We start from the raw sequence: 23,375 nt of genomic DNA, 5'->3' as shown, positions 1-23,375 counted from the left end.
CCCCAAGAAGTAGTTGCATGCTCTATTTTTGTTATTGGTTTCGGGCTTTTTGTTTTTGTTAAGTGCCCTCGTCATGAAGCTTTCCTTCATGACCCTCCCAATCGGGAGCCAAGAGCAAACGGATTGCTTTGGTCGCTGAATTGCAGTGATCTCTCGATCCAACCAGTACAGGCTCTGTCTTAAGACAGTTTTTGTTGTTCTCGGCCTGGTCGTGGGGCAAGCCCCAAATACAACGCCTCTCCAAAAGAATCAGTTAGCTGCGCCTCTCGCCGTCTTGTTTTTATTGTGCGTGAGTCGATTCGTCTTATTTTTATTGTCTTGTGCATTGCTTGTTATTGTTCTTGTACCAAACATATAGCAGGGTGCGTGCCAACTTTTGTGAAGCCCAGTAAAACAAGGGGTTAGGCGTGTTGATGAGGTTTTCGCAGGTCAAAAAAAGCCGGGGCTTCGTTACCGTAAGCCCCGGCTTCTGTTACGTGAAAAAGCTGAGGTAACAGTTTTTTCACAAAGTCATGTGTTACCCGCACATGAGACAGGTGGGGTTCAGCTCTCGCTGGCCACCCCGGTCTTGCGTCGCGGGATGCCCAGGCGCTGACGGCGTTCCCACAGGCACTTGCGGCTGACCCCGAGCTTGCGGGCCAGTTCGGTTTCGGTCATGTGGTCCTGATGCTCAAGCACGAAATGCTGGAAGTAGTCTTCCAGGGACAGATCTTCCGTCGGCTCGTGATTGTTGTTACCGCTGTTGCCGCCGCCCTGTTGCGGGGGCAGGCCAATGAACTCGTCGTCTTCCAGGTCACCCAGTTCGATGTCGATGCCCAGCAGTTCGGCAGAAATCTCCGGGCTCTCGCTGAGGATAACGGCGCGCTCGACGGCGTTTTCCAGTTCCCGCACGTTACCCGGCCATGAGTAATGACGAATGGCCTGTTCGGCGTCCGCGGCGAATTTCAGGTCTGTGCGGTTGATTCGCGCACTCTGCCGAGCCAGGAAGGCGTTGGCGATCTCGTTGACGTCGGCGCCGCGCTCGCGCAAGGCCGGCAATTTCAGGGCAATCACGTGCAGGCGGTAGTACAAGTCCTCACGGAACTGGCCGATCTTGGCCAGGCTCTTGAGGTCACGGTGCGTCGCGGCAATCAGGCGTACATCGACCTTCTGCGACTGAACCGAGCCGACCCGGCGAATTTCGCCTTCCTGCAACACGCGCAGCAGTCGGGCCTGGGCTTCCAGCGGCAATTCACCGATTTCATCGAGGAACAGCGTGCCGCCATCGGCCGCTTCAACCAAGCCCGCACGCCCGGCGCTGGCGCCAGTGAACGCGCCTTTTTCGTGGCCGAACAATTCCGACTCGATCAGGCTTTCCGGGATCGCCGCACAGTTCACCGAAATCATCGGTGCCTTGGCGCGCTTGGAAAGGTTGTGCAGGGCACGCGCCACCAGTTCTTTACCGGTGCCGGATTCACCCTGGATCAGGACATTGGAATCGGTCGGTGCGACTTTGCGGATCTTGCCGTACAAATCCTGCATCGGAGGGCAAGAGCCAATGATGCCGATTTCGCCGTTGCTGTTGTCCGGGCCGGCTTTGGCCGCGCCATTGGTGGCTTTGCTGGCAACCGCTTCGCCGCTGGCCTGCACCGATTGACGATCACGCAGGATGCGCGCGACAGCCTGGAGCATTTCGTCGTGGTCGAAAGGCTTGGCGATGTAATCCACCGCGCCCATTTTCATCGAATCCACTGCCGAGCGCAGGCTGGCGTAGCTGGTCATGATCAGCACCGGCGTGCCCTGGCCGAGTTTGATCAGCTCGGTGCCCGGAGCGCCCGGAAGACGCAAATCGCTGACGATCAGGTCGAACGTGGGAATGGTGAAGCGTTCTTGTGCTTCCTGCACTGAACCGGCTTCGCTGACCTGGTACTGGTTGCGTTCCAGCAGGCGGCGCAAGGCGGAGCGGATAATGGTTTCGTCTTCGACGATCAAAATGTGCGGCATTGATTCGATACTCTCGACGGTCTCAGTTCACAGCGGACGTCGCTTCGACATGACGCGGCAATGTCACCCGGATACGGGTGCCGCGCTGGCTCTGAACATCAGCCGGGCTGTCGATGGTGATTTGTCCATAATGCTCTTCAACGATGGAATAGACCAGTGCAAGGCCCAGACCGGTGCCTTCACCCGGGTCCTTGGTGGTGAAGAAGGGTTCGAACAATCGGTCCATGATGTTCTTCGGTATACCGCTGCCTTCGTCTTCCACGATCAGGTCGACCGTGTGTTCGCCGGCTTCGCTCTTTACCCGCACCGCGCTGCCGGGAGGCGAGGCATCGCGGGCGTTTGAGAGCAGATTGATCAATACCTGCGCCAGGCGCTGCGGGTCGCCTTCGACCCAATGCTCCGGATCGCACAGATTATAAAATTGCACCTCGAAATTGCGTCGGTTCAGGGCCAGCAGGCCAATGGCGTCCTGTGCGACTTCCGCCAGACAGACGGGCTCGTCACTGTGCTGGTGGCTGCCGGCATGGGCGAAGCTCATCAACGACTGAACGATGCGCGACACGCGTTTGGTCTGTTCGAGGATCTGCCCGCTGATTTCCTTGAGTTCGCCGTCTTCTTCGCGCTCTTCGCGCAGGTTTTGCGCCAGGCAGGCGATACCGGTGATCGGGTTGCCGATTTCATGGGCCACACCCGCGGCCAGACGGCCGATGCTGGCCAGACGCTCGGAGTGCACCAGTTTGTCTTCGAGCATTTGCGTTTCGGTCAGGTCTTCCACCAGCAACACCAGGCCGCTGTTGCCCGGCGCGAGCGGTTCGTCGATTGCCGCTTTGTGCAGGTTTAACCAGCGAGTCTGGCCGTCGAGGGCCAAGTGCTGCTTGTGCAAATGTTCGTCGGGGACGTTGATGAAGCCCTGCAGCAGTTCTTTCCACGGATCGGCAATCGTACTCAGGCGTGAACCGACCACGCGCTGCGCGGCGATCCCGGTCAGCTCCTCCATGGCTTTGTTCCACATGAGGATTTCCTGGTCCTTGGCCAGCGAACAGACGCCCATCGGCAACTCTTGCAGGGTCTGGCGGTGGTAACGGCGCAGGGCATCGAGCTCCGCAGCCAGACCGGTCAGGCGCGAGTGGTAATCCTCGAGGCGGCTTTCGATGAAGTGAATGTCTTCGGTGACGTAGTTTTCGCCACCGGCCTTGTACGGCAGGAACGTTTCGACCATGTCCTGGGCCACACTCGGCCCCATCAGGCCGGAGAGGTTGGCTTCGATGCGGTCACGCAAACGGCGCAAGGCATACGGTCGGCGCTCGTCGAAGGGCAAGTAAAGGTCGCGCAGGGCCTGTTCGACTTCCTTCTGTGCAGCCTTGGCGCCCAACGGCTTGGCCAGTTGCGTGGCGAACTCCTGCGGCGAGGCCGCATGCAATTCGCGGCGTTGCGGGCGGCGCACGTTGTCCACGGCGCAGGCTTCGGCGGCGCTGGCCTCTTCGGTGCTGGCGTTGGTGAACAGCGAGATCAAGGTGAACATCAGCACGTTGGCGGCCAACGAGGCGATCGCGGCCATGTGCCAACTGGTGTCGTCCAACACGTAGATCATGTTCAGCAGCGGAATGTAGAAGCCCTGCAAGTTGCCGACCAACGGCAGCAGCATGGTCACCAGCCATACCAGAATCCCTGCCAGCAAACCGGCGATGAAGCCGCGGCGGTTGGCGGTCGGCCAATACAGAACCGACAGCACGCCCGGCAGGAACTGCAACGTGGCGACAAACGCGACGATGCCGAGGTTGGCCAGGTCTTGCTCGGCGCCCAGCAACAGGTAGAAACCGTAACCGGCCATGATGATCGCGACGATCAGTGCCCGACGAGTCCATTTCAGCCAGCGATAGATGTTGCCCTCGGCCGGTGGCTGATAAAGCGGCAGTACCAAATGGTTGAGCGCCATCCCCGACAGCGCCAGGGTGGTGACGATGATCAGGCCGCTGGCGGCGGACAATCCGCCGACATACGCCAGCAATGCCAGCGCTTTGCTGTTGGCGGCAATGCCGATGCCCAGCGTGAAATATTCCGGGTTGGTGGTAGCGCCGAGCTTCAAGCCCGCCCACAGGATCAGCGGCACCGCCAGGCTCATCAGCAGCAGGAACAGCGGCAAACCCCAGCTAGCGCTGACCAGCGAGCGCGGGTTGAGGTTTTCGGTGAAGGTCATGTGGTACATGTGCGGCATCACGATCGCCGAGGCGAAGAACACCAACAACAGCGTGCGCCACGGACCTTCCTGCAACGGGGTGTGCAGCGCGGCGAGGGCAGTCTGGTTTTGCAGCAGCCACAGTTCAAGCTGTTGCGGGCCGTCGAACACGCCATACAACGCATAGAGGCCAACGCCGCCCAAGGCAATCAACTTGATCACCGATTCGAAGGCAATCGCGAACACCAGCCCTTCATGCTTTTCGCGGGTGGCAATGTGCCGGGAACCGAAGAAAATCGTGAACAGGGTAATCAGCGCGCAAAAGCTCAGGGCCACACGATGCTGCACCGGTTCGCGGGTGAGGATACCGATGGAGTCGGCCACCGCCTGAATCTGCAACGCCAGCAACGGCAAGACGCCGACCAGCATGAAGATCGTGGTCAGCGCGCCGGCCCAGGTGCTGCGAAAGCGAAACGCGAACAGGTCGGCCAGGGACGACAGCTGATAAGTGCGAGTGATCTTCAGAATCGGATACAGCAACACCGGCGCGAGCAGGAAGGCACCGGAAACACCCAGGTAGCTGGACAGGAACCCGTAGCCGTACTGATACGCCAGGCCAACCGTGCCGTAAAACGCCCAGGCACTGGCATAGACGCCCAGCGACAGGGTGTAGGTGAGCGGGTGGCGAATGATCGCCCGGGGGATCATGCCCCGTTCACTGATCCAGGCTACGCCGAACAGCACCGCTAGGTAGGCGGCACTGATCAGGATCATCTGGGTCAGGCTAAAGCTCATCGGCATCTTTTTGGCTCTGCAGGATGAAGGTCACGACGATCAGGATCAGCCAGAGCAAATACGGGCGATACCAGGCGCCAGTGGCGTCGATCCACCAATCCATGATGGCCGGGGAAAACAGATAAATCCCCACTACCAGGAGCAGGACCAAGCGATAGATGTACATCCCGGCCTCTCTTTTTTATGCGCGTGCCCGAAAACGTGCGGCGATGGTAACGGATGGGCGCGCCACTGCAAGCACCATCACTGAAGCTGCGCCTCGGGCAGGGTCAGTGTGCGCGGGATCAGCAAGGCGTCCCAGTGGGCGATGCCCCAATCCAGCACTTCCCGCGGGGTGCCGTGAGCCAGTTCGGCGCCGGGGTTCTGCCCCAGTGCGCGCAAGGCTCGCAGCAACAATGGCGTGGCCTGATCGGCGGTCAATGGCGGTGAACGGTAGGACTTGCCGAGCTTGTTGCCATCAGGCTGGGTAATCAGCGGAATATGCAGATAGCGTGGTTGCCGCAGGCCGAGCAGTTCCTGCAAGTAGAGCTGGCGTGGCGTGGAGTCGAGCAGGTCAGCTCCGCGGACGATATCGGTGATGCCTTGCCAGGCATCGTCCAGCACCACTGCCAGTTGATAGGCGTAGAGCCCGTCGCGGCGGCGAATCACGAAATCGCCGACGTCGCGGCCCAGGTGTTGGTGGAACTCCCCTTGCACCCGGTCGATGAAATGGTAGTTCAGCTCGGGAACGCGAACCCGGATGGCCGCCCCTTCAGCGCCATGCCCGGCATTGCGGCACAGCCCCGGATAAATGCCTTGGTACGGCTCAAGTTGTTTGCGCGAGCAAGTGCAGGCGTAGGCCAGGCCATGGTTGAACAGGCGATCGAGCACTTCGGCATAGGCGTCGTGGCGATCGCTCTGGCGGACCATTTCACCGTCCCACTCAAAACCATAGCTTTCCAGTGCCTTGAGGATCGCCGTTTGGGCGCCGGGTTCTTCGCGAGGGGGATCGAGATCTTCCATGCGCACCAACCAGCGGCCGCCCACCGAGCGCGCGTCGAGGTACGAGGCCAATGCGGCGACCAGCGAACCGAAATGCAGATGGCCGCTGGGCGTGGGGGCGAAGCGCCCGATATACGTGGGGGAGGTGGTGGCGGTCATGAATGCATTTAAAGCCAAAAAAACATCAGAAACAAAAACGGAGCGTTCGCACGCTCCGTTCTTCGTTCAAGTCGCAATTATTTGCCGACTTGCTTTTCCTTGATTTCCGCCAGGGTCTTGCAGTCAACGCACATGTCGGCGGTGGGGCGGGCTTCCAGGCGCTTGACGCCGATTTCGACGCCGCACGACTCGCACCAGCCATACTCTTCGTCTTCGATCAGTTGCAGCGTCTTGTCGATCTTTTTGATCAACTTGCGCTCACGATCGCGGGCTCGCAGTTCGAGAGCGAACTCTTCTTCCTGACTGGCACGGTCTGCCGGGTCCGGAAAGTTGGCTGCTTCGTCCTTCATGTGATCAACCGTACGGTCGACTTCCTGCATCAAGTCCTGTTTCCACTTGTTCAGGACCTTGGTGAAGTGAGCGCGCATGGGCTTGCCCATGTACTCCTCGCCCTTGACTTCTTTATAGGGTTCGAAGCCGCTGATCGACGGGACTGCCTGTTGCTTTGCTTGGGTGGACATGAAATAGACCGCCTCTACTCTTGTAATCCATCTGCGCAGGATTGCTCCATCACCGACACCTGCCGGCCCTGCGGCTGCAAGCGGGCGAACTTACCAGATCAAATCGGACCGCGCTACTCCCGGATGTCGAGCTTGCGATCCGTGGCGCCTGCAAATGCTGGCAAAGCGCTGTCTGGTGGCTCTGTACGCTGCTCAATTATTGATTTTAGTCAAACCTTGAGCGCCCGCTTGAGTCGTTTGTGACCGGGTATATATGGCCTCTGACCGCTTTAGGTTCTCGCTCGTTCCTGTGCTTGGGTAGAATCGATTCTTTTCTTCGTTGAAGGAAGGCCAATGGCTCAGTCCTACAGTGCCCGCAGTCGCGCGATCGAACCTTTCCATGTCATGGCGCTGCTGGCGCGGGCCAATGAATTGCAGGCCGCCGGCCACGATGTCATCCACCTGGAAATTGGCGAGCCGGACTTCACCACCGCCGAGCCAATCATTCGTGCGGGCCAGGCCGCGCTGGAAGCGGGCCGCACCCGCTATACCGCGGCCCGTGGCATTCCTGAGCTGCGCGAGGCGATTTCGGGTTTCTATCAGCAGCGTTACGGTCTGAACATCGACCCACGGCGCATCCTCATCACACCGGGCGGTTCCGGGGCCCTGCTGTTGGCCAGTGCCTTACTGGTGGATCCCGGCAAGCATTGGCTGCTGGCCGACCCGGGTTACCCGTGCAACCGGCATTTTTTGCGTTTGGTGGAAGGCGCCGCTCAACTGGTGCCGGTCGGCCCTGACGTGCGTTATCAACTGACCCCTGGCCTGATCGAACGGCATTGGGATCACGACAGCGTCGGCGCGCTGGTGGCGTCGCCGGCCAATCCGACGGGGACCATATTGACCCGTGATGAGTTGGCCGGGTTGTCCCGTGCGATCAAGGAACGCCACGGTCATCTGGTGGTGGACGAGATCTACCATGGCCTGACCTACGGCACCGATGCGGCCAGTGTGCTGGAAGTCGATGACAACGCCTTCGTACTGAATAGTTTTTCCAAGTATTTCGGCATGACCGGCTGGCGCCTCGGTTGGCTTGTTGCGCCAGAGGCCGCGGTCGGTGAACTGGAAAAGCTTGCGCAAAACCTCTACATCAGCGCCCCGAGCATGGCTCAACACGCCGCCCTGGCATGTTTTGAACCAGGGACGATCAGCATTCTCGAAGAGCGCCGCGCCGAATTCGGTCGTCGTCGGGACTTTCTGTTGCCGGCTCTTCGAGAGTTGGGTTTCGGGATCGCCGTAGAGCCTGAGGGTGCGTTCTATTTGTACGCCGATATCAGCAAGTTTGGCGGTGATGCCTTCGCGTTCTGCAAGCATTTCCTCGAAACCGAACACGTGGCGTTCACTCCGGGACTTGATTTCGGACGTTATCAGGCCGGGCACCATGTGCGCTTTGCCTACACGCAAAGTCTTGAGCGCTTGCAGGAAGCGGTGGAGCGGATCGCTCGTGGCTTGCGGAGCTGGCAAGGCTGATGCGATTTCATCCTCCCCTCGAAGAAGGCCGCCTAATCCGTCGATACAAGCGTTTTCTCGCCGACATCGAAACCGTTAGCGGCGAGTTGCTGACCATTCATTGCCCTAACACCGGCTCGATGCTCAATTGCCAGGTCGAGGGTGGGCAGGTCTGGTTCAGCCGTTCCAATGACCCCAAGCGCAAGTTGCCGGGCACCTGGGAAATCGGCGAAACGCCGCACGGGCGGCATTTCTGCGTGAACACTGCTCGGGCTAACGGTTTGATCGAAGAAGCGTTGCGCGCCAGTGTCATCACTGAGCTGAACGGCTTTACCGAACTCAAGCGCGAAGTGGCTTACGGTCAGGAAAAGAGCCGGATCGATTTTCGCCTCGACTACCCGCAAGGGCCGGCTTATGTGGAAGTCAAAAGCGTCACCCTGGGTTATGAAGGCACGCCGGTCGCAGCGTTTCCCGATGCAGTAACCCAGCGCGGTGCCAAGCATTTGCGTGAATTGGCGCATCTGGCCCGGGACGGGATTCGTGCGGTGCAGTTGTACTGCGTGAACCTGACGGGCATTGAAGCCGTGCGTCCAGCCGTTGAAATCGACTCGGCGTACGCCGCAGCCTTGCGTGAGGCGGTTGCCAGCGGCGTAGAAGTGCTGGCCTATGGCGTGAGCTTGACCCATGAGGAAATGGTGGTGGATCGGCGGCTGGACGTGCTGTTGGGCGATTAGAGGCTAATCCAGATCCCTTGATCGTCTTCACGGCAGGCAACGCGGGTCAGCGATTGGCCCGCGCAGGGGCCGGATACACATTCGCCATCCTCGATCAGAAACAGGGCGCCGTGGGTGGCGCACTGGATCAGGCTGTTGCTGGGGTCGAGAAACTGATTCGGGGTCCACTCCAGCCCGACACCCCGGTGCGGACACCGATTGATGTATACGTAAGCCTGGCCGCCCCGGCGCACGGCGAAGAGTTTCTGGCCATCGATCTCGAAGCCGCGGCTACTGGCATCGGCCAGTTCGATGCCGGTACACAGAAATTTCATGATGGTCCTCGGGTCCCGCAAGGGTGACCGGATGTGTTTGTACTTGACGTGAAAATGCGAGTGATTATCAAATGGTGCCTTGCCCAATCGAGAGCGATCGCCAGATGTGCAGGATACTTGGCTTGTCGACTCGATGCCCGGGAAACCCCTAAAGGAAGCTGTTTATGCGCCTGAGTACCCGTGTTGCTGCGCTCTGTGTCGGACTCTTCGTTAGCCATCATGCAACCGCCGCCGAATTACCGCAGCGGTGGGTCAGTGCCGGTGGTGCGCTCTCCGAGTGGGTCAGTGCGTTGGGCGGCGAGTCAAAACTGGTGGGGGTCGATACCACCAGCCAGCATCCTGAATCCCTCAAGGCGTTGCCCAGCATCGGCTATCAGCGGCAGCTTTCTGCTGAGGGCGTGCTGAGTTTGCGCCCGCAGATATTGGTCGGCACCGAAGAAATGGGGCCGCCACCCGTGCTTTCGCAGATACGCAGCGCAGGCGTGCGGGTCGAATTGTTCTCGGCGCAAGCGGACGTGCCCACGTTGCAGGGCAACCTTCAGCACCTCGGTAAGTTGCTTGGCGCCGAAGACCGGGCAACGCAGTTAATGGCCACTTATCAACAGGCGCTTGAGCAGCAGAAGATCCGGGTTACCCGCGCACAACTGACCCAACCATCGCCGGGTGTCCTGTTGTTGCTCGGTCATGCTGGCGGAAAACCGCTGATTGCGGGCAAGGACACCGCCGCCGATTGGCTGTTGCAACGGGCCGGTGGCCATAATTTGGCGACCCACACCGGCTACAAACCCTTTTCGAACGAATCGCTGGTGAGCCTCGATCCTGATGTGCTGGTGTTTGCCGACAGGGCGTTGAGCGGCGACGCGGCGCGGGCCGCGCTGTTCAAGGAGAATCCGATTCTGGCGTCCACTCGTGCAGCCAGGGAGGGGCGGGTCATTGAACTCGATCCGACGTTGCTCGTAGGGGGATTGGGGCCGCGGCTACCTGACAGTCTGAAAAAACTGTCTGACAGTTTTTATCCGGAGGCCGGGAGCCAATAGCTGCTCGAAGGAGTTTTCCACAGGCAAAAAAAGACCCGGCAAGAGCCGGGTCAAATAACCGTGATTAGCCTGATGAGGAGATAATCTGAGAGTCCGAACCAAGGGCTTTCCAGAATATCGACCAGTCTCGCGACCAGTTGTGATAATCATAGCGATTCTCATTACCAAGTCAACAGCTGATTTACCGTTTGCCTGATTCGTGTCGCACCCTATCGATAACTCGCTGTAATCATTGAATATTGGTCTGTCGTTTTTAGTGCGCCAGGATGAAAGGGGCACTGTTTCAATTCTTGTGGCGCGACGAGATGGCTTCCAGCTGTTTATTCAGGGCCTCTTTACGCTCGGCAGGAATGTCGTTCCAGTGCACGTCCATCAGGGCGCCTTCTATCGCATACAACAACACCTTGGACGCCCGAAATCCGCGCGTGCGCACGGCCCGATAAGCATCCACCGCCCCCAGGCGACGCAAGTCCGAGGCGCTGTGGATGCCCACGGCATGCAGCCACTGCGCCGACGTCTTGCCAAGATTTTTCAGGTGTTGCAGTTCATCATTCATCAAGCCTCCTTGCGATGGCCGAATGGTGCGTGGGCAAGCTTCAGAGGAGTGTAGCCATCAGTAGGAAAAGCGTGATTGTTTGGTCGTTTTCGACGCAAAAGCTTCTAAGAGCGGCGATTGGCGGCTGTCGGGAAAATCTGCAAATCGGGCAGGGTTTGTTTGCAAGTAGGCGGGATTTAGAGGGAAACAGGCTCGAGTCCAGCGCAAAGCGGGGGCGCCGGACTTGTCAATTTACGCACGTGTCTAGCGTGTGCGGTAGCGCAGTCGAGTTCCGAAGTTCATCGACATCAGAATCTCGTCGGCACTGAGTTCCGCTGGAAAGTAGGCACCGGAAATCTGCGCATGGGCCAGGCTCGCGCCTTCAAGCATTGCCTTGCGAAAATCAATGCCGCGCAAATCGGCAGACCGGAAGTAGGCATCAGTAAAGTCGATACCGTCAGCGTTCAACTCGCGCAGGTCCAAGCCCCGGAAGTCGCCTCCGACCATGTCGATCGATCCTTCCTTTGGTCGTTCGTTATTGAAACCTGTGATGTCGTCTTTGTGCAGCAAAGCATAAAGCGGGGTGTCGAGAAGTTTCGGCTGGCTCATGTCGCATCACCTGTTGGTTTTATGACGCCAGTATAGTGCCACTATTTGACAGTCGTGAAGCGGGTGAAGGCTTCACGACTGAAATAGTTTCTTACAGGCCGGGCAGGCGTTGGCGAATTTGCTCCACCACGGTGTCCAGAGTCCCGCTTTCATTGGTTTGCACGCGTTTGCTGCAGAGGATTTCGGCAGGGGTCAGGGCTTCGCGGCTGGCTTGCTGAGCCGCGATGACTTCCAGCGTGGCGTCGGACGGATCGGTTTTGTCTGCCTGACGCTGTTGCAGCCAGCTCTCAATGACCGCTTGAGGGGCGTTGCACTCAAGAATCAGGAACGGCGCGCCGGTCGCTTCCGCAACTTTGGCGGCGTTGTCGCGCTGCTCGCGCTTGAGGTAAGTCGCGTCGATCACCACCGGGAAACCGGCGTGCAAAATCACCGCTGCAATTTCATGCAGGCGCTTGTAGGTAGCGGTGCTGGCATCGCTGCTGTAGATGCCGGCCTGCACGTCGTTCGCGACAGTCTGTTCACCGAACAGGCGTTTGCGTTCTACGTCGGAGCGAAGACGAATGGCCCCCAGTGCTTCCACCAGACGCATGGCCACATGGCTTTTGCCAACCGCGGAGACGCCGTTGGTGATGGCCATGAAACGCGAAGGGATGGTGCTGTAGCTTTCGGCCAGGTTTGCATAGTTGCGGTATTGGCGCAGGCTGGTGGCGCGTTGTACAGGTGTGGCATCGGCCGGCATGCTGAACAGTGCGACCTTGGCGCGCACCAGTGCGCGGTAGGCTTTATAGAAGTTCAGCAGTTCCAGGCCTTGATAGTCGCCAGTCAGCTCAAGGTATTGGCTGATGAAACGACGTGCCAGGCACTTCAGACCACGGTCTTCCAGGTCCATGGCGAGGAAGCCGGTGTCGGCGTACACATCGGTGAAGCGGAAGGGTTCGTTGAATTCGATGCAGTCGAAAATCACGACCTTGCCATCGATCACCGTGGCATTGCCCAAATGAATGTCGCCATGGCATTCACGGATGAAGCCGTCGGCCTTGCGCTTGGCGAGCAATGGCTTGAGGCGTTCGAAGCTGCTTTCAGCCCAGGCTTGCAGGGCGTCGAGTTGCTGAAGGTCGGCCTTGTCACTGAGGAACGGCAGGATCTGCTCGAAGTTCTGACGCACAGGGGCCATCACGCTGTCCGGGGTGCCGGCTTCATGGTCGGCCGGGACTTTCGGGGCGTTGATGTGGAAGCGGGCAATCTGAGCCGCCATTTCATCGATGTGTGCGGTCGTCAGTTCACCATTGGCTTGCAGGGTGCTGAGCAGGCCGGACTGTGGGAACTGGCGCATTTTCAGAACGTATTCGATGGCCGGGCCGTCACCACCCAGTTGAGGCGCTTCGACACTGCCGGTAACAGGCAGCACTTCGAGATAAAGATCGTCGGTCAGGCGCTGGTTCAGGCGCAGTTCTTCGCCGCAGAAATGCTTGCGAGCGTCGAGGGTTGTAAAGTCGAGGAAGCCGAAGTTCACCGGTTTCTTCACTTTATAAGCAAACTCGCCAGTCAGCAGTACCCAGGAAATGTGGGTCTCGATGAGCTGGAACCCGGCTACGGGATGCGGGAAGAGGGCCGGGTTTTGCAGGGCGGCAATCAGGGACTGGCTCACAGGCGATCCTTCAGAGACTGGAAAAATTCAGGCCGTCATTATGGCGTCTAGCCAGCCTAACGCAAACTCGGAGGGCTCCTGTTGAGTATGAATAAAGTGCGTATAATCCGCCGCCATGACTCGTACCCGAACCCCCCGCACCCCCAAAAAACCACCTTCCCGAGGCTTGCGGCCTTGGCTGGGCTGGGCCCTTAAACTCAGTCTGGTCGGCCTGGTAGTGCTGGCTGGATTCGCCGTTTACCTCGATGCCATTGTGCAAGAGAAGTTTTCCGGCAAGCGCTGGACAATTCCGGCGAAGGTATACGCGCGTCCGCTCGAACTGTTCGTCGGACAAAAGTTGAGCCGGGATGACTTTCTCACCGAGCTCGATGCCTTGGGCTATCGCCGTGAAAGTGTGAGCAATGGCCCCGGCGCGGCGGCAGTCAACGGCAATACTGTCGACTTGAATACCCGTGGTTTCCAGTTCTATGAAGGCATGGAGCAAGCGCAGCCGGTGCGCGTGCGCTTCTCCGGCGACTATGTTGCCGAACTCTCGGCGACGAACGGTTCGAAGCTATCGGTGGTGCGCCTGGAGCCGTTGTTGATCGGCGGGATTTATCCGAAGAACCTCGAAGACCGCATTTTGATCAAGATCGATCAGGTGCCGCCGTATTTGCTGGAAACGCTGATCGCCGTGGAAGACCGGGATTTCTACAGCCACTGGGGCGTATCGCCCAAGTCGATTGCGCGAGCCGTCTACGTCAACACCTCCGGCGGCAAAATGACCCAGGGCGGCAGTACGCTGACGCAACAACTGGTCAAGAACTTCTACCTGACCAGCGAGCGCAGCCTGAGCCGTAAGCTCACCGAAGCCATGATGGCGATGTTGCTTGAACTGCATTACGACAAGCGAGAGATTCTTGAGGCTTACCTCAATGAAGTGTTCGTCGGTCAGGATGGTCAACGGGCGGTGCATGGCTTCGGTCTGGCCAGCCAGTTCTTCTTCGGGCAGCCATTATCCGAATTGAAACTGCATCAGGTGGCGATGCTGGTGGGCATGGTCAAGGGGCCGTCTTATTACAACCCGCGGCGCAATCCTGAGCGAGCACTTGAGCGGCGCAATCTGGTGCTCGATGTGCTTGAGCAACAGGGCGTTGCCACCGCGGAGCAGGTCGCTGCGGCAAAGAAAATGCCGTTAGGCGTGACAACCCGAGGCAAATTGGCGGACAGCTCGTTCCCAGGCTTCCTTGACCTGGTCAAACGTCAACTGCGTGAAGACTATCGCGACGAAGACTTGACCGAAGAAGGTCTGCGAATCTTCACCAGTTTTGACCCGATCCTGCAGATGAAAGCCGAAGCGTCGGTCAACGATACCTTCAAGCGTCTCTCCGGGCGTAAAGGGTCTGATGATGTCGAGGCGGCCATGGTCGTGACCAACCCGGAAACCGGTGAGGTTCAAGCCATGATCGGCAGTCGCCAGGCCAGTTTTGCCGGGTTCAACCGCGCTCTGGATGCGGTGCGCCCTATCGGTTCCTTGATCAAGCCTGCGGTTTATCTGACAGCGCTTGAGAAACCGAGCCAGTACACGTTGACCAGTTGGCTGTCAGACGAATCTTTCTCGGTTAAAGGTGCGGACGGTCAGGTCTGGAAACCGCAGAACTATGATCGTCGGTCCCATGGCACGGTCTTCCTTTATCAGGGCCTGGCGCATTCCTATAACCTGTCGACCGCGCGCCTTGGCCTGGCGGTAGGTGTACCGAATGTACTCAAGACACTCGGTCGCCTCGGGGTGACCCGCGAATTCCCGGCCTTCCCGTCGATGTTGCTGGGCGCGGGCGGCATGACCCCGATCGAAGTCGCAACCATGTACCAGACCCTCGCCAACGGTGGCTTCAATACGCCAATGCGCGGGATTCGCAGCGTACTGACGGCGGAGGGCGAACCGCTCAAGCGTTACCCGTTCCAGATCCAGCAGCGTTTCGACCCGGCTTCGATTTACCTGATTCAGAGCGCCATGCAGCGGGTGATGCGTGAAGGTACCGGCAGTTCGGTTTACAACGTGTTACCAAAAACCTTGACCCTCGCGGGCAAGACAGGGACCAGTAACGACTCCCGAGACAGCTGGTTTGCCGGCTTCAGCCAGGATTTGCTGGCGGTGGTCTGGTTGGGGCGCGATGACAACGGCAAGACGCCGTTCACCGGCGCCACCGGCGCGTTGCAGGTCTGGACCAGTTTCATGCGCAAGGCCGATCCACTTCCCCTGGACATGCCGCAGCCGGACAATATCGTTCAGGCCTGGGTCGATTCGCGTACCGGACAAGGTTCTGATGCCGGTTGCCCGGGTGCCGTGCAGATGCCGTATATTCGCGGCAGCGAACCGCCTCCCGGCGCCGCCTGTGGTGGTGAAAACCCAGCAGAGTCGGTGATGGATTGGGTCAAAGGCTGGATGAATTAAGCAAAGAGGGTTTCAAGTGAACAAGTGGTTGATTCCAGCGGTTGCCGCCGTAGCTTTGCTCAGCGGTTGTTCCTCAGTACAACGTGGTTCGATTCCGGTGGTGGACTCCGGAACTGCGGTTTCCAACAGCGAGCGCGTTTCTGCAAACGGTGGTTATCGTCAGACCACGGTGAAGCGTCCCGTGCAATCGCAAACGCAGGCGATTCCGCAAGGCGATACCGGAGTGGTCGTGATGATCCCGGGTGGCGGCGCAACGACGTCGACGCCGATCAGCACCACGCCGATTACTCCTGGGCCGATTACACCGGGGCCGATTGATACCTCGCCGGTTCAGTCCGCACCGATCAACCAGGGCAGCTACAGCATGCCTTCAACGCCGAGCGGGATTCCGTCGGCCAGCTCTGGCGGCCTGTCTGCTGACGAGCAACTGGACGGTCCGGTCCTCGCCCTGTTGACCACCGCCCAACAACAACAGGCCGGCGGCGACCTTAACGGTGCGTCCTCCAGTCTGGAACGCGCCCAGCGCGTTGCTCCGCGTGAGCCACAAGTGCTTTATCGACTGGCTCAAGTGCGCATGGCCCAAGGTGATGCGCCACAGGCCGAGCAATTTGCCCGTCGTGGCCTGACGTTCGCCAATGGTCGTCCGGCGCTTCAAGCGAGCCTGTGGGAATTGATCGCTCAGGCGCGTGAGAAGCAGGGTGACTCCTCCGGTGCAGCACTGGCTCGTCAGAAAGCCAAGGTTTCGTCGTGATGGATGCACGCTTTCTGAAAATCGCCGATCAACTGCTGCTGATCGAACGGGAGTTGCGGGTGCAGGGATGGTGGGACGAAGTTTCGCCATCGGCTGAAGCGCTTTCCAGTGTCGAGCCGTTTTCGGTCGATACCCTGGAATTCGAGCAGTGGCTGCAATGGATTTTCCTGCCGCGCATGAAGGCGATCCTCGAACAGGATCTGCCGTTGCCCAATGCGTCGGGTATTCAGGAAATGGCCGAAATGGTCTTTGCCGGACGCAATGTCCTGGGCAAGGATCGGCAGTTGCAAGTGCTGCTCAAAGAATTTGATCTGCTGATCACCGCCTCTCGCTGACGGCGAGCCTTTGTAGGAGCCGAGTTTGGTCGGTTCCTACAGGTGGCTACTGGCAGTTTTCCGCAATTTGCTTCTGTGTTTCGCCAATGCGTTCCTGCCGCTGTGCGTCATCCAGACGGCGTAACTGTCCTTCCACTTCCTCCCTGAGTCGCGGATTGTTCTGCAACTGCGCGAGGTTCGTTCGCGCCTGTTCACAAAACACTTTCAGTTCCGCCTGCTGCTGGGCGACCTGCTTTTTGACACTGTTATCAATGGCCTTTTGATCGCCAATGGCACCGCTATGGGCGGGAGGGAGTGGCTTGTCACTGGGTGCAGCGGGCGTGACGATGGTCGTGGCCGGCTGACCTTGGGGTGGCTGCGCATCGAAATGGGTAACGCCCTGGGCGTCGACCCATTTGTAAACCTGCGCGGCCATGGACAGCGGGCTGAGGGTGGCCAGCAGGCCGGCGATGAAGAAGTGCGTACGCATGCCAATTCCTTGTCAAAAGTTGCGCAATTGAAGCTAACACACATGGGGTTTATAGGTTTTTTCTTGCGTTCTCATGCGGTTACTAGAATAAAGCGCATAGACGACTTGACTTGAAGGGGACGAAACAGAAGAATCCAAAGTCCGCTGTAGAGGGACTGCCAGAAGCAGACCCACTCAGCAGATCATGAGGCGCACACCAGCGCCGACCTGTTACACCCGCAACGCGTTACCTCGCGCTGGGTGGGAAAGGCCCGCAACACTTGGGACGATCCCAATACTTGCTCAGTCAGTGCTGACGTAGTCGGCGACCACCGTCGCTCATGCTCTGCTGAGAAGTAAACCTATTAAGACCCGTTCCATGTTTCGTGGGCGGTATTCTGGCGTTTTAGAGGTGAGCAACGTGGAGCTTTTATCTGGCGGTGAGATGCTCGTCCGCTTTTTGCGTGACGAAGGCGTCAAATATATCTACGGGTACCCGGGTGGTGCTCTTCTTCATGTCTACGATGCCCTGTTCAAAGAACCGGAAGTGACCCACATCCTGGTTCGTCACGAGCAAGCGGCTACCCATATGGCTGACGGTTACGCCCGTGCCACCGGTAAAGCCGGTGTGGTACTGGTGACTTCCGGTCCTGGCGCCACAAACGCCATCACCGGTATTGCCACGGCCTACATGGACTCCATTCCGATGGTGGTGATTTCCGGCCAGGTGCCGAGCACCATGGTCGGTACCGACGCCTTCCAGGAAACCGACATGATCGGTATCTCCCGGCCGATCGTGAAGCACAGCTTCATGATCAAGCATGCGTCGGAAATCCCGGAAGTCATGAAGAAAGCCTTCTACCTGGCGCAATCCGGTCGTCCTGGTCCAGTCGTTGTCGATATCCCGAAAGACATGACCAACCCGGCCGAAAAATTCGAATACGTCTTCCCGAAAAAAGCCAAGTTGCGCTCCTACAGCCCGGCCGTTCGCGGTCACTCGGGGCAAATCCGCAAGGCGGCAGAAATGCTCCTGGCGGCCAAGCGTCCCGTGATGTACTCGGGCGGCGGCGTCATTCTGGGTGGTGGCTCCGCGCCGCTGACCGAACTGGCGAAAATGCTCAATCTGCCGGTGACCAATACCCTGATGGGCCTGGGCGGTTTCCCGGGCACCGACCGTCAGTTCATCGGCATGCTCGGCATGCACGGCAGCTACACCGCCAACCTGGCGATGCACCACGCTGACGTGATCCTGGCGGTCGGCGCACGTTTCGACGATCGCGTGATCAACGGCGCTTCGAAGTTCTGCCCGAACGCCAAGATCATTCACATCGACATCGACCCGGCTTCGATTTCCAAGACCATCAAGGCCGACGTGCCAATCGTTGGTCCGGTCGAGAGCGTCCTGACCGAAATGGTCGCGATCCTCAAGGAAATCGGCGAGACCCCGAACAAGGAGTCCGTTGCCAGCTGGTGGAAACAGATCGACGAGTGGCGCGGTGATCGCGGCTTGTTCCCTTATGACAAGGGCGACGGCAGCGTCATCAAACCGCAGGCTGTGATCGAGACCCTGTGTGAAGTGACCAAGGGCGACGCCTTTGTAGCTTCCGACGTGGGTCAGCATCAGATGTTCGCGGCGCAGTACTACAAGTTCAACAAGCCGAACCGCTGGATCAACTCCGGTGGTCTGGGCACCATGGGCTTCGGTTTTCCGGCAGCCATGGGCATCAAGTTGAGCTTCCCGGATGATGACGTCGCCTGCGTAACGGGCGAGGGCAGCATCCAGATGAACATTCAGGAGCTGTCGACCTGCCTGCAATACGGTTTGCCGGTGAAAATCGTCATCCTGAACAACGGTGTGTTGGGCATGGTTCGCCAGTGGCAGGACATGAGCTACGGCAGCCGTCACTCTCATTCCTATATGGAATCGCTGCCTGATTTCGTCAAGCTGGCGGAGGCTTATGGTCACGTTGGTGTGCGCATCACCGATTCGAAAGATTTGAAGTCGAAGATGGAAGAGGCGTTTGCCATGAAAGATCGCCTGGTGGTGATCGATATTTCGGTCGACACCAGCGAGCACGTCTATCCGATGCAAATCAAAGACGGCTCCATGCGCGATATGTGGCTGAGCAAGACGGAGCGTACCTAATCATGCGGCACATTATTTCCTTGCTTCTGGAAAACGAACCGGGCGCTCTGTCTCGTGTGGTTGGCCTGTTCTCGCAGCGCAACTACAACATCGAAAGCCTGACTGTGGCGCCAACCGAAGATCCGACCCTGTCGCGTCTGACGTTGACCACGGTTGGTCACGATGAAGTCATCGAACAGATCACCAAGAACCTGAACAAATTGATCGAAGTGGTAAAACTGGTCGACTTGTCGGAGAGTGCTCACATCGAGCGCGAACTGATGCTGGTCAAGGTCAAGGCCACCGGTGCCCAGCGCGCCGAGATCAAACGCACCACCGATATTTATCGTGGACAGATCGTCGATGTCAGCGCCAGCGTTTATACCGTTCAACTGACCGGTACCAGCGACAAGCTCGACAGCTTCATTCAGTCCATTGGCACCGCTTCGATTCTGGAGACCGTCCGCAGTGGCGTCACCGGTATTGCCCGCGGCGACAAAGTACTCAGCATCTAAACCAAATTAGCGAATGGCCTGAACGGCCTGATATAGGGGAAATTCATGAAAGTTTTCTACGATAAAGACTGCGACCTGTCGATCATCCAGGGCAAGAAAGTAGCCATCATCGGTTACGGTTCCCAGGGCCACGCTCAAGCGTGCAACCTGAAAGACTCCGGCGTAGACGTTACCGTTGGCCTGCGTAAAGGTTCGGCTACCGTTGCCAAGGCAGAAGCCCATGGCCTGAAAGTGACCGACGTTGCTTCCGCCGTTGCAGCTGCCGACCTGGTCATGATCCTGACCCCGGACGAGTTCCAGTCCTCCCTGTACAAAAACGAAATCGAACCGAACATCAAGAAGGGCGCCACCCTGGCCTTCTCCCACGGTTTCGCGATCCACTACAACCAGGTTGTGCCGCGCGCTGACCTCGACGTGATCATGATCGCGCCGAAGGCTCCAGGCCACACCGTACGTTCCGAATTCGTGAAGGGCGGCGGTATCCCTGACCTGATCGCTATCTACCAGGACGCTTCGGGCAACGCCAAAAACGTTGCACTGTCCTACGCGGCAGGCGTTGGTGGCGGTCGTACCGGCATCATCGAAACCACCTTCAAGGACGAGACTGAAACCGACCTGTTCGGCGAACAAGCCGTTCTGTGCGGCGGTACCGTTGAACTGGTAAAAGCCGGTTTCGAAACTCTGGTTGAAGCTGGCTACGCGCCGGAAATGGCCTACTTCGAATGCCTGCACGAACTGAAACTGATCGTTGACCTCATGTACGAAGGCGGTATCGCCAACATGAACTACTCGATCTCCAACAACGCCGAATACGGCGAGTACGTGACCGGCCCGGAAGTCATCAACGCCGAATCCCGTCAGGCCATGCGCAACGCCCTGAAACGTATTCAGGACGGCGAATACGCCAAGATGTTCATCAGCGAAGGCGCTACCGGCTATCCTTCGATGACCGCCAAGCGTCGTAACAACGCCGCTCACGGTATCGAAATCATCGGCGAGCAACTGCGCTCCATGATGCCGTGGATCGGTGCCAACAAGATCGTCGACAAAGCCAAAAACTAAGTCACGCGCTTGTACGAAAAACGCGGCTTAGGCCGCGTTTTTTCGTTTGGAACGCCGGTTCTGGTATAAAGCTGCATCGTTTGCGATGCGAACCGTTGTCGCAGACACCTGTCGAAACTTTCCACCCCGTTGCAAGGTATTGTCCATGAGCGAACGTCCCGAAGAGCCAAACCAGGCCTCTGACGCCGAAAGCCTGCTGCCCATCGATGAGCATGTCGAAGAAGGGCATGACGCTGAAGGCCGTAAAGTCCGGCATCGTGGTATCTATCTTCTGCCGAATCTGTTCACCACTGCGAACCTGTTCGCAGGGTTCTACTCCATCATCAACTCGATGAGTGCGCAGGCCGCCTTGAGCGCTGGCGACTCCGTGAGCGCAAGCAAGTACTTCGCGTTTGCTGCCATCGCCATCTTTGTGGCCATGGTGCTCGACGGCCTTGATGGCCGGGTTGCCCGCATGACCAACACTCAAAGCGCCTTCGGTGCCGAGTACGACTCGCTGTCGGACATGGTCGCTTTCGGCGTAGCACCCGCATTGCTGGCGTTTGGCTGGGCTCTGGGTGACATGGGCAAGGTTGGCTGGATGGTTGCCTTCATCTATGTGGCGGGCGCGGCATTGCGTCTGGCGCGCTTCAACACCCAGGTCGGCACCGCCGACAAGCGCTACTTCATCGGTTTGGCCAGCCCGGCTGCCGCGGGTGTTGTGGCCGGGATTGTCTGGGCGTTCAGCGACTACGGCATCCAGGGCTCCAAAATGTCCTTCCTGGTGGCGCTGATGGTTGCAGCGGCCGGCATGCTGATGGTCAGCAACATCAAGTACAACAGCTTCAAGGAACTGGATCTGAAAGGGCGCGTACCTTTCGTGGCCATCCTTGCTGTCGTATTGGTGTTTGCGGTCGTGTTCAGTGACCCGCCGCGCATTCTGCTGTTGGTGTTCCTCGCCTATGCGGCCTCGGGGCCGGTGCAGTACTTGTTGCATCTTCGTCGGCGCAAAAGCGTCGAGTGATGTAATTTCCCTCATACTCCGCAGTCTGTTGGTGCATCTGTTCTCCAATGCTGCGGAGTGGCCATGCTGATCAAAATCCCCAAAGCGTCCGATTGCCATGAGTCGGACGTCACGCCTGAATCCTTCTATCTTTCTCGACGCAATGTATTGGGTGCTGCCGTTGCCGGACTGGCCGTGAGCGGTCTGCCTCGATGGGCGGTGGCCGATGAAACGGCGCGGTATCCAGATGTTGAGCCTGGCAAGGCGCCTTCCTGGTTCAGCGAAAAGCTTCCTTCCACCAAATGGGGGGCGGTTAACGTTAAGGATGAAGCAATCACGCCCTTCAAGGATGCGACCCACTACAACAACTTCTATGAGTTCGGTACCGATAAAGGTGACCCGGCAGCCAATGCCGGGTCGCTGAAGACTGAGCCGTGGACTGTGGTTGTGGACGGGGAGGTGGGTAAGCCAGGGCGATATGCGCTGGAGGACTTCATGAAGCCTTATCAATTGGAGGAGCGCATCTACCGTCTTCGTTGCGTGGAGGCATGGTCGATGGTTATTCCCTGGATCGGGTTTCCTCTTTCGGCGTTGCTCAAGGAGGTCGAGCCAACCTCCAAGGCCAAGTTCATCCGCTTCGAAACGCTGCAAGACCCGAAAAGCATGCCGGGGCAGCGCTCCGGGTTTGCCTTGATCGACTGGCCTTATATAGAAGGGCTGCGACTGGATGAAGCCATGAATCCTTTAGCGATTCTAGCGGTGGGGATGTACGGACGCGAACTGCCCAACCAGAACGGGGCTCCGCTACGTTTGGTCGTGCCGTGGAAGTATGGATTCAAAAGCATCAAGTCCATTGTGCGGATCAGCCTGGTTAGCGAGCAGCCCAAAACCACTTGGCAGAGCATTGCCTCGGACGAGTATGGCTTCTACGCAAATGTGAATCCTACGGTTGACCATCCACGCTGGACGCAGGCGCATGAGCGGCGCTTGCCGAGTGGCCTGTTCAAGCCGAATGTACGCGACACGCAAATGTTCAACGGTTACGCCGATGAGGTTGCTTCTCTCTATACAGGGCTCGATCTGCGGAAGAATTACTGATGCGATATCCGCTTTGGCGTGTCGGTGTGTTCATTGCGGCGATGGTGTGGCCGTTGCTTTGGTTGTATCAGGCGTGGGGGGATGCGCTGGGACCTGATCCCGGCAAAGTGTTGGTAGATCGGTTGGGGTTAGGGACGCTGGTTCTGTTGCTCGTTACATTGAGCATGACGCCAATGCTGAAACTCACCGGCTGGGCGGGGTGGATTGCCGTCCGGCGGCAGTTGGGCCTTTGGTGCTTCGCTTATGTCGTTCTGCACTTGAGTGCGTATTTGGCATTCATCCTAGGGTTTGACTGGTCACAGCTGGGCGTCGAATTGCGCAAGCGTCCGTACATCATTGTGGGTGTGCTGGGCTTTCTGTGTTTGCTGGCGCTGGCGGTGACATCCAACCGATACAGCCAGAGGCGATTGGGCGCACGCTGGAAGAAATTGCATCGGCTGGTTTATGTGATTCTCGGGCTCGGATTGCTGCATATGTTGTGGATAGTGCGCGCCGATCTGAAGGAGTGGGCTATCTACGCATTTGTAGGTGCGCTGCTACTGGTGCTGCGGCTACCGCCGTTAGCGCGCCGAATCCCGCGATTAATGCCTAAAAAGGCCTCTTCTGCCAAAAAGGCGTAAATAGTGGTTGACGGCAAATCTCAGGTGT

The 23,375-nt window shown here is 58.4% G+C and carries 22 protein-coding genes; 12 read left to right on the top strand and 10 right to left on the bottom strand.

What is annotated here, in order from left to right; genetic code table 11:
* Nucleotides 1-543: 543 nt before the first annotated feature.
* From KVG88_RS30575 to dksA, 5 genes are all read right to left on the bottom strand, one after another.
* Nucleotides 544-1,983, bottom strand: a complete 1,440-nt coding sequence (locus tag KVG88_RS30575; protein WP_150705025.1) for a sigma-54-dependent transcriptional regulator — start codon at nt 1,981-1,983, stop codon at nt 544-546.
* Nucleotides 1,984-2,005: 22 nt separating this feature from the next.
* Complete coding sequence (locus KVG88_RS30570) at nt 2,006-4,960, bottom strand: sensor histidine kinase (RefSeq protein WP_217873612.1); 2,955 nt, start codon at nt 4,958-4,960, stop codon at nt 2,006-2,008.
* Nucleotides 4,944-5,120: a hypothetical protein gene (locus tag KVG88_RS30565; protein ID WP_003176118.1), complete on the bottom strand. Its 177-nt coding sequence runs from the start codon at nt 5,118-5,120 to the stop codon at nt 4,944-4,946. The genes KVG88_RS30570 and KVG88_RS30565 overlap by 17 nt, the downstream gene beginning before the upstream one ends.
* Nucleotides 5,121-5,197: 77 nt before the next feature.
* Complete coding sequence (gene gluQRS, locus KVG88_RS30560; protein WP_150705026.1) at nt 5,198-6,094, bottom strand: tRNA glutamyl-Q(34) synthetase GluQRS; 897 nt, start codon at nt 6,092-6,094, stop codon at nt 5,198-5,200.
* 77 nt (nt 6,095-6,171) lie between these two features.
* A complete protein-coding gene (dksA, locus tag KVG88_RS30555; protein WP_150705027.1) occupies nt 6,172-6,615 on the bottom strand; it encodes an RNA polymerase-binding protein DksA in 444 nt (147 codons plus the stop codon).
* A gap of 333 nt (nt 6,616-6,948) precedes the next feature.
* Here dksA and KVG88_RS30550 point away from each other — a divergent pair, with 333 nt between their 5' ends.
* Nucleotides 6,949-8,121, top strand: a complete 1,173-nt coding sequence (locus KVG88_RS30550; protein WP_217873611.1) for a pyridoxal phosphate-dependent aminotransferase — start codon at nt 6,949-6,951, stop codon at nt 8,119-8,121.
* Nucleotides 8,121-8,834 carry a DNA/RNA nuclease SfsA gene (sfsA, locus tag KVG88_RS30545; protein ID WP_217873610.1) on the top strand — a complete coding sequence of 238 codons (714 nt, stop codon included), beginning with the start codon at nt 8,121-8,123 and terminating at the stop codon, nt 8,832-8,834. Before KVG88_RS30550 ends, sfsA begins: the two co-directional genes overlap by 1 nt.
* Here the strand turns inward: sfsA and KVG88_RS30540 are convergent.
* Nucleotides 8,831-9,148 (bottom strand): Rieske (2Fe-2S) protein, encoded by a 318-nt coding sequence (locus KVG88_RS30540; protein WP_150705030.1) that lies wholly within the window; start codon nt 9,146-9,148, stop codon nt 8,831-8,833. The genes sfsA and KVG88_RS30540 overlap by 4 nt on opposite strands.
* A 164-nt stretch (nt 9,149-9,312) precedes the next feature.
* Here KVG88_RS30540 and KVG88_RS30535 point away from each other — a divergent pair, with 164 nt between their 5' ends.
* Nucleotides 9,313-10,185 (top strand): heme/hemin ABC transporter substrate-binding protein, encoded by an 873-nt coding sequence (locus KVG88_RS30535; RefSeq protein WP_150705031.1) that lies wholly within the window; start codon nt 9,313-9,315, stop codon nt 10,183-10,185.
* A gap of 283 nt (nt 10,186-10,468) precedes the next feature.
* Here KVG88_RS30535 and KVG88_RS30530 read toward each other — a convergent pair whose 3' ends face one another.
* From KVG88_RS30530 to KVG88_RS30520, 3 genes are all read right to left on the bottom strand, one after another.
* Nucleotides 10,469-10,741, bottom strand: a complete 273-nt coding sequence (locus KVG88_RS30530; protein ID WP_007971093.1) for a TfoX/Sxy family protein — start codon at nt 10,739-10,741, stop codon at nt 10,469-10,471.
* 243 nt (nt 10,742-10,984) lie between these two features.
* Nucleotides 10,985-11,329 carry a pentapeptide repeat-containing protein gene (locus KVG88_RS30525; protein WP_150705032.1) on the bottom strand — a complete coding sequence of 115 codons (345 nt, stop codon included), beginning with the start codon at nt 11,327-11,329 and terminating at the stop codon, nt 10,985-10,987.
* 91 nt (nt 11,330-11,420) lie between these two features.
* Nucleotides 11,421-12,977 carry a bifunctional aminoglycoside phosphotransferase/ATP-binding protein gene (locus KVG88_RS30520; RefSeq protein WP_217873609.1) on the bottom strand — a complete coding sequence of 519 codons (1,557 nt, stop codon included), beginning with the start codon at nt 12,975-12,977 and terminating at the stop codon, nt 11,421-11,423.
* Between the two features lie 115 nt (nt 12,978-13,092).
* On the opposite strand from KVG88_RS30520, the gene mrcB reads away from it, so the two are divergent.
* From mrcB to KVG88_RS30505, 3 genes are read left to right on the top strand one after another with little or no spacing between them, the layout of a single operon-like run.
* Complete coding sequence (gene mrcB / locus KVG88_RS30515) at nt 13,093-15,411, top strand: penicillin-binding protein 1B (protein WP_150705034.1); 2,319 nt, start codon at nt 13,093-13,095, stop codon at nt 15,409-15,411.
* A 16-nt stretch (nt 15,412-15,427) separates the two neighbouring features.
* Nucleotides 15,428-16,162: a tetratricopeptide repeat protein gene (locus KVG88_RS30510; RefSeq protein ID WP_150705035.1), complete on the top strand. Its 735-nt coding sequence runs from the start codon at nt 15,428-15,430 to the stop codon at nt 16,160-16,162.
* Nucleotides 16,162-16,497: a YqcC family protein gene (locus KVG88_RS30505; protein ID WP_150705036.1), complete on the top strand. Its 336-nt coding sequence runs from the start codon at nt 16,162-16,164 to the stop codon at nt 16,495-16,497. The genes KVG88_RS30510 and KVG88_RS30505 overlap by 1 nt, the downstream gene beginning before the upstream one ends.
* Before the next feature lie 46 nt (nt 16,498-16,543).
* On the opposite strand, the gene KVG88_RS30500 is transcribed toward KVG88_RS30505, so the two are convergent.
* Nucleotides 16,544-16,966, bottom strand: a complete 423-nt coding sequence (locus tag KVG88_RS30500) for a DUF4124 domain-containing protein (RefSeq protein WP_217873608.1) — start codon at nt 16,964-16,966, stop codon at nt 16,544-16,546.
* A gap of 400 nt (nt 16,967-17,366) precedes the next feature.
* Between KVG88_RS30500 and KVG88_RS30495 the strand changes: the two genes are divergently transcribed.
* The 6 genes from KVG88_RS30495 (at nt 17,367) to msrQ (ending at nt 23,347) form a co-directional block, all read left to right on the top strand.
* The gene (locus KVG88_RS30495) at nt 17,367-19,091 is read left to right on the top strand and encodes an acetolactate synthase 3 large subunit (RefSeq protein ID WP_150705038.1); all 1,725 of its coding nucleotides are present in this window, start codon (nt 17,367-17,369) and stop codon (nt 19,089-19,091) included.
* Between the two features lie 2 nt (nt 19,092-19,093).
* The gene (gene ilvN, locus KVG88_RS30490) at nt 19,094-19,585 is read left to right on the top strand and encodes an acetolactate synthase small subunit (RefSeq protein WP_003176102.1); all 492 of its coding nucleotides are present in this window, start codon (nt 19,094-19,096) and stop codon (nt 19,583-19,585) included.
* 45 nt (nt 19,586-19,630) lie between these two features.
* Complete coding sequence (gene ilvC / locus KVG88_RS30485) at nt 19,631-20,647, top strand: ketol-acid reductoisomerase (protein ID WP_003228216.1); 1,017 nt, start codon at nt 19,631-19,633, stop codon at nt 20,645-20,647.
* 145 nt (nt 20,648-20,792) lie between these two features.
* Nucleotides 20,793-21,650 carry a CDP-diacylglycerol--serine O-phosphatidyltransferase gene (gene pssA / locus KVG88_RS30480; RefSeq protein ID WP_150705039.1) on the top strand — a complete coding sequence of 286 codons (858 nt, stop codon included), beginning with the start codon at nt 20,793-20,795 and terminating at the stop codon, nt 21,648-21,650.
* Between the two features lie 63 nt (nt 21,651-21,713).
* The gene (gene msrP, locus KVG88_RS30475; protein WP_150705040.1) at nt 21,714-22,727 is read left to right on the top strand and encodes a protein-methionine-sulfoxide reductase catalytic subunit MsrP; all 1,014 of its coding nucleotides are present in this window, start codon (nt 21,714-21,716) and stop codon (nt 22,725-22,727) included.
* Nucleotides 22,727-23,347, top strand: coding sequence for a protein-methionine-sulfoxide reductase heme-binding subunit MsrQ (gene msrQ / locus KVG88_RS30470; RefSeq protein WP_217873607.1), 621 nt, complete (start codon nt 22,727-22,729; stop codon nt 23,345-23,347). Before msrP ends, msrQ begins: the two co-directional genes overlap by 1 nt.
* Nucleotides 23,348-23,375: the final 28 nt, after the last annotated feature.

This window comes from Pseudomonas azerbaijanoccidentalis, from assembly GCF_019145495.1.
GTDB classification, from domain to species: Bacteria; Pseudomonadota; Gammaproteobacteria; order Pseudomonadales; family Pseudomonadaceae; genus Aquipseudomonas; species Aquipseudomonas azerbaijanoccidentalis.
This window is presented reverse-complemented; position numbering and strand designations above follow the sequence as displayed.

Bases quoted from the DNA above. Each gene is read 5' to 3' on its own strand.
- KVG88_RS30575 (WP_150705025.1), bottom strand. From the start codon at position 1,983: ATGCCGCACATTTTGATCGTCGAAGACGAAACCATTATCCGCTCCGCC.
- KVG88_RS30570 (WP_217873612.1), bottom strand. From the start codon at position 4,960: ATGCCGATGAGCTTTAGCCTGACCCAGATGATCCTGATCAGTGCCGCC.
- KVG88_RS30565 (WP_003176118.1), bottom strand. From the start codon at position 5,120: ATGTACATCTATCGCTTGGTCCTGCTCCTGGTAGTGGGGATTTATCTG.
- gluQRS (WP_150705026.1), bottom strand. From the start codon at position 6,094: ATGACCGCCACCACCTCCCCCACGTATATCGGGCGCTTCGCCCCCACG.
- dksA (WP_150705027.1), bottom strand. From the start codon at position 6,615: ATGTCCACCCAAGCAAAGCAACAGGCAGTCCCGTCGATCAGCGGCTTC.
- KVG88_RS30550 (WP_217873611.1), top strand. From the start codon at position 6,949: ATGGCTCAGTCCTACAGTGCCCGCAGTCGCGCGATCGAACCTTTCCAT.
- sfsA (WP_217873610.1), top strand. From the start codon at position 8,121: ATGCGATTTCATCCTCCCCTCGAAGAAGGCCGCCTAATCCGTCGATAC.
- KVG88_RS30540 (WP_150705030.1), bottom strand. From the start codon at position 9,148: ATGAAATTTCTGTGTACCGGCATCGAACTGGCCGATGCCAGTAGCCGC.
- KVG88_RS30535 (WP_150705031.1), top strand. From the start codon at position 9,313: ATGCGCCTGAGTACCCGTGTTGCTGCGCTCTGTGTCGGACTCTTCGTT.
- KVG88_RS30530 (WP_007971093.1), bottom strand. From the start codon at position 10,741: ATGAATGATGAACTGCAACACCTGAAAAATCTTGGCAAGACGTCGGCG.
- KVG88_RS30525 (WP_150705032.1), bottom strand. From the start codon at position 11,329: ATGAGCCAGCCGAAACTTCTCGACACCCCGCTTTATGCTTTGCTGCAC.
- mrcB (WP_150705034.1), top strand. From the start codon at position 13,093: ATGACTCGTACCCGAACCCCCCGCACCCCCAAAAAACCACCTTCCCGA.
- KVG88_RS30505 (WP_150705036.1), top strand. From the start codon at position 16,162: ATGGATGCACGCTTTCTGAAAATCGCCGATCAACTGCTGCTGATCGAA.
- KVG88_RS30500 (WP_217873608.1), bottom strand. From the start codon at position 16,966: ATGCGTACGCACTTCTTCATCGCCGGCCTGCTGGCCACCCTCAGCCCG.
- ilvN (WP_003176102.1), top strand. From the start codon at position 19,094: ATGCGGCACATTATTTCCTTGCTTCTGGAAAACGAACCGGGCGCTCTG.
- ilvC (WP_003228216.1), top strand. From the start codon at position 19,631: ATGAAAGTTTTCTACGATAAAGACTGCGACCTGTCGATCATCCAGGGC.
- pssA (WP_150705039.1), top strand. From the start codon at position 20,793: ATGAGCGAACGTCCCGAAGAGCCAAACCAGGCCTCTGACGCCGAAAGC.
- msrP (WP_150705040.1), top strand. From the start codon at position 21,714: ATGCTGATCAAAATCCCCAAAGCGTCCGATTGCCATGAGTCGGACGTC.
- msrQ (WP_217873607.1), top strand. From the start codon at position 22,727: ATGCGATATCCGCTTTGGCGTGTCGGTGTGTTCATTGCGGCGATGGTG.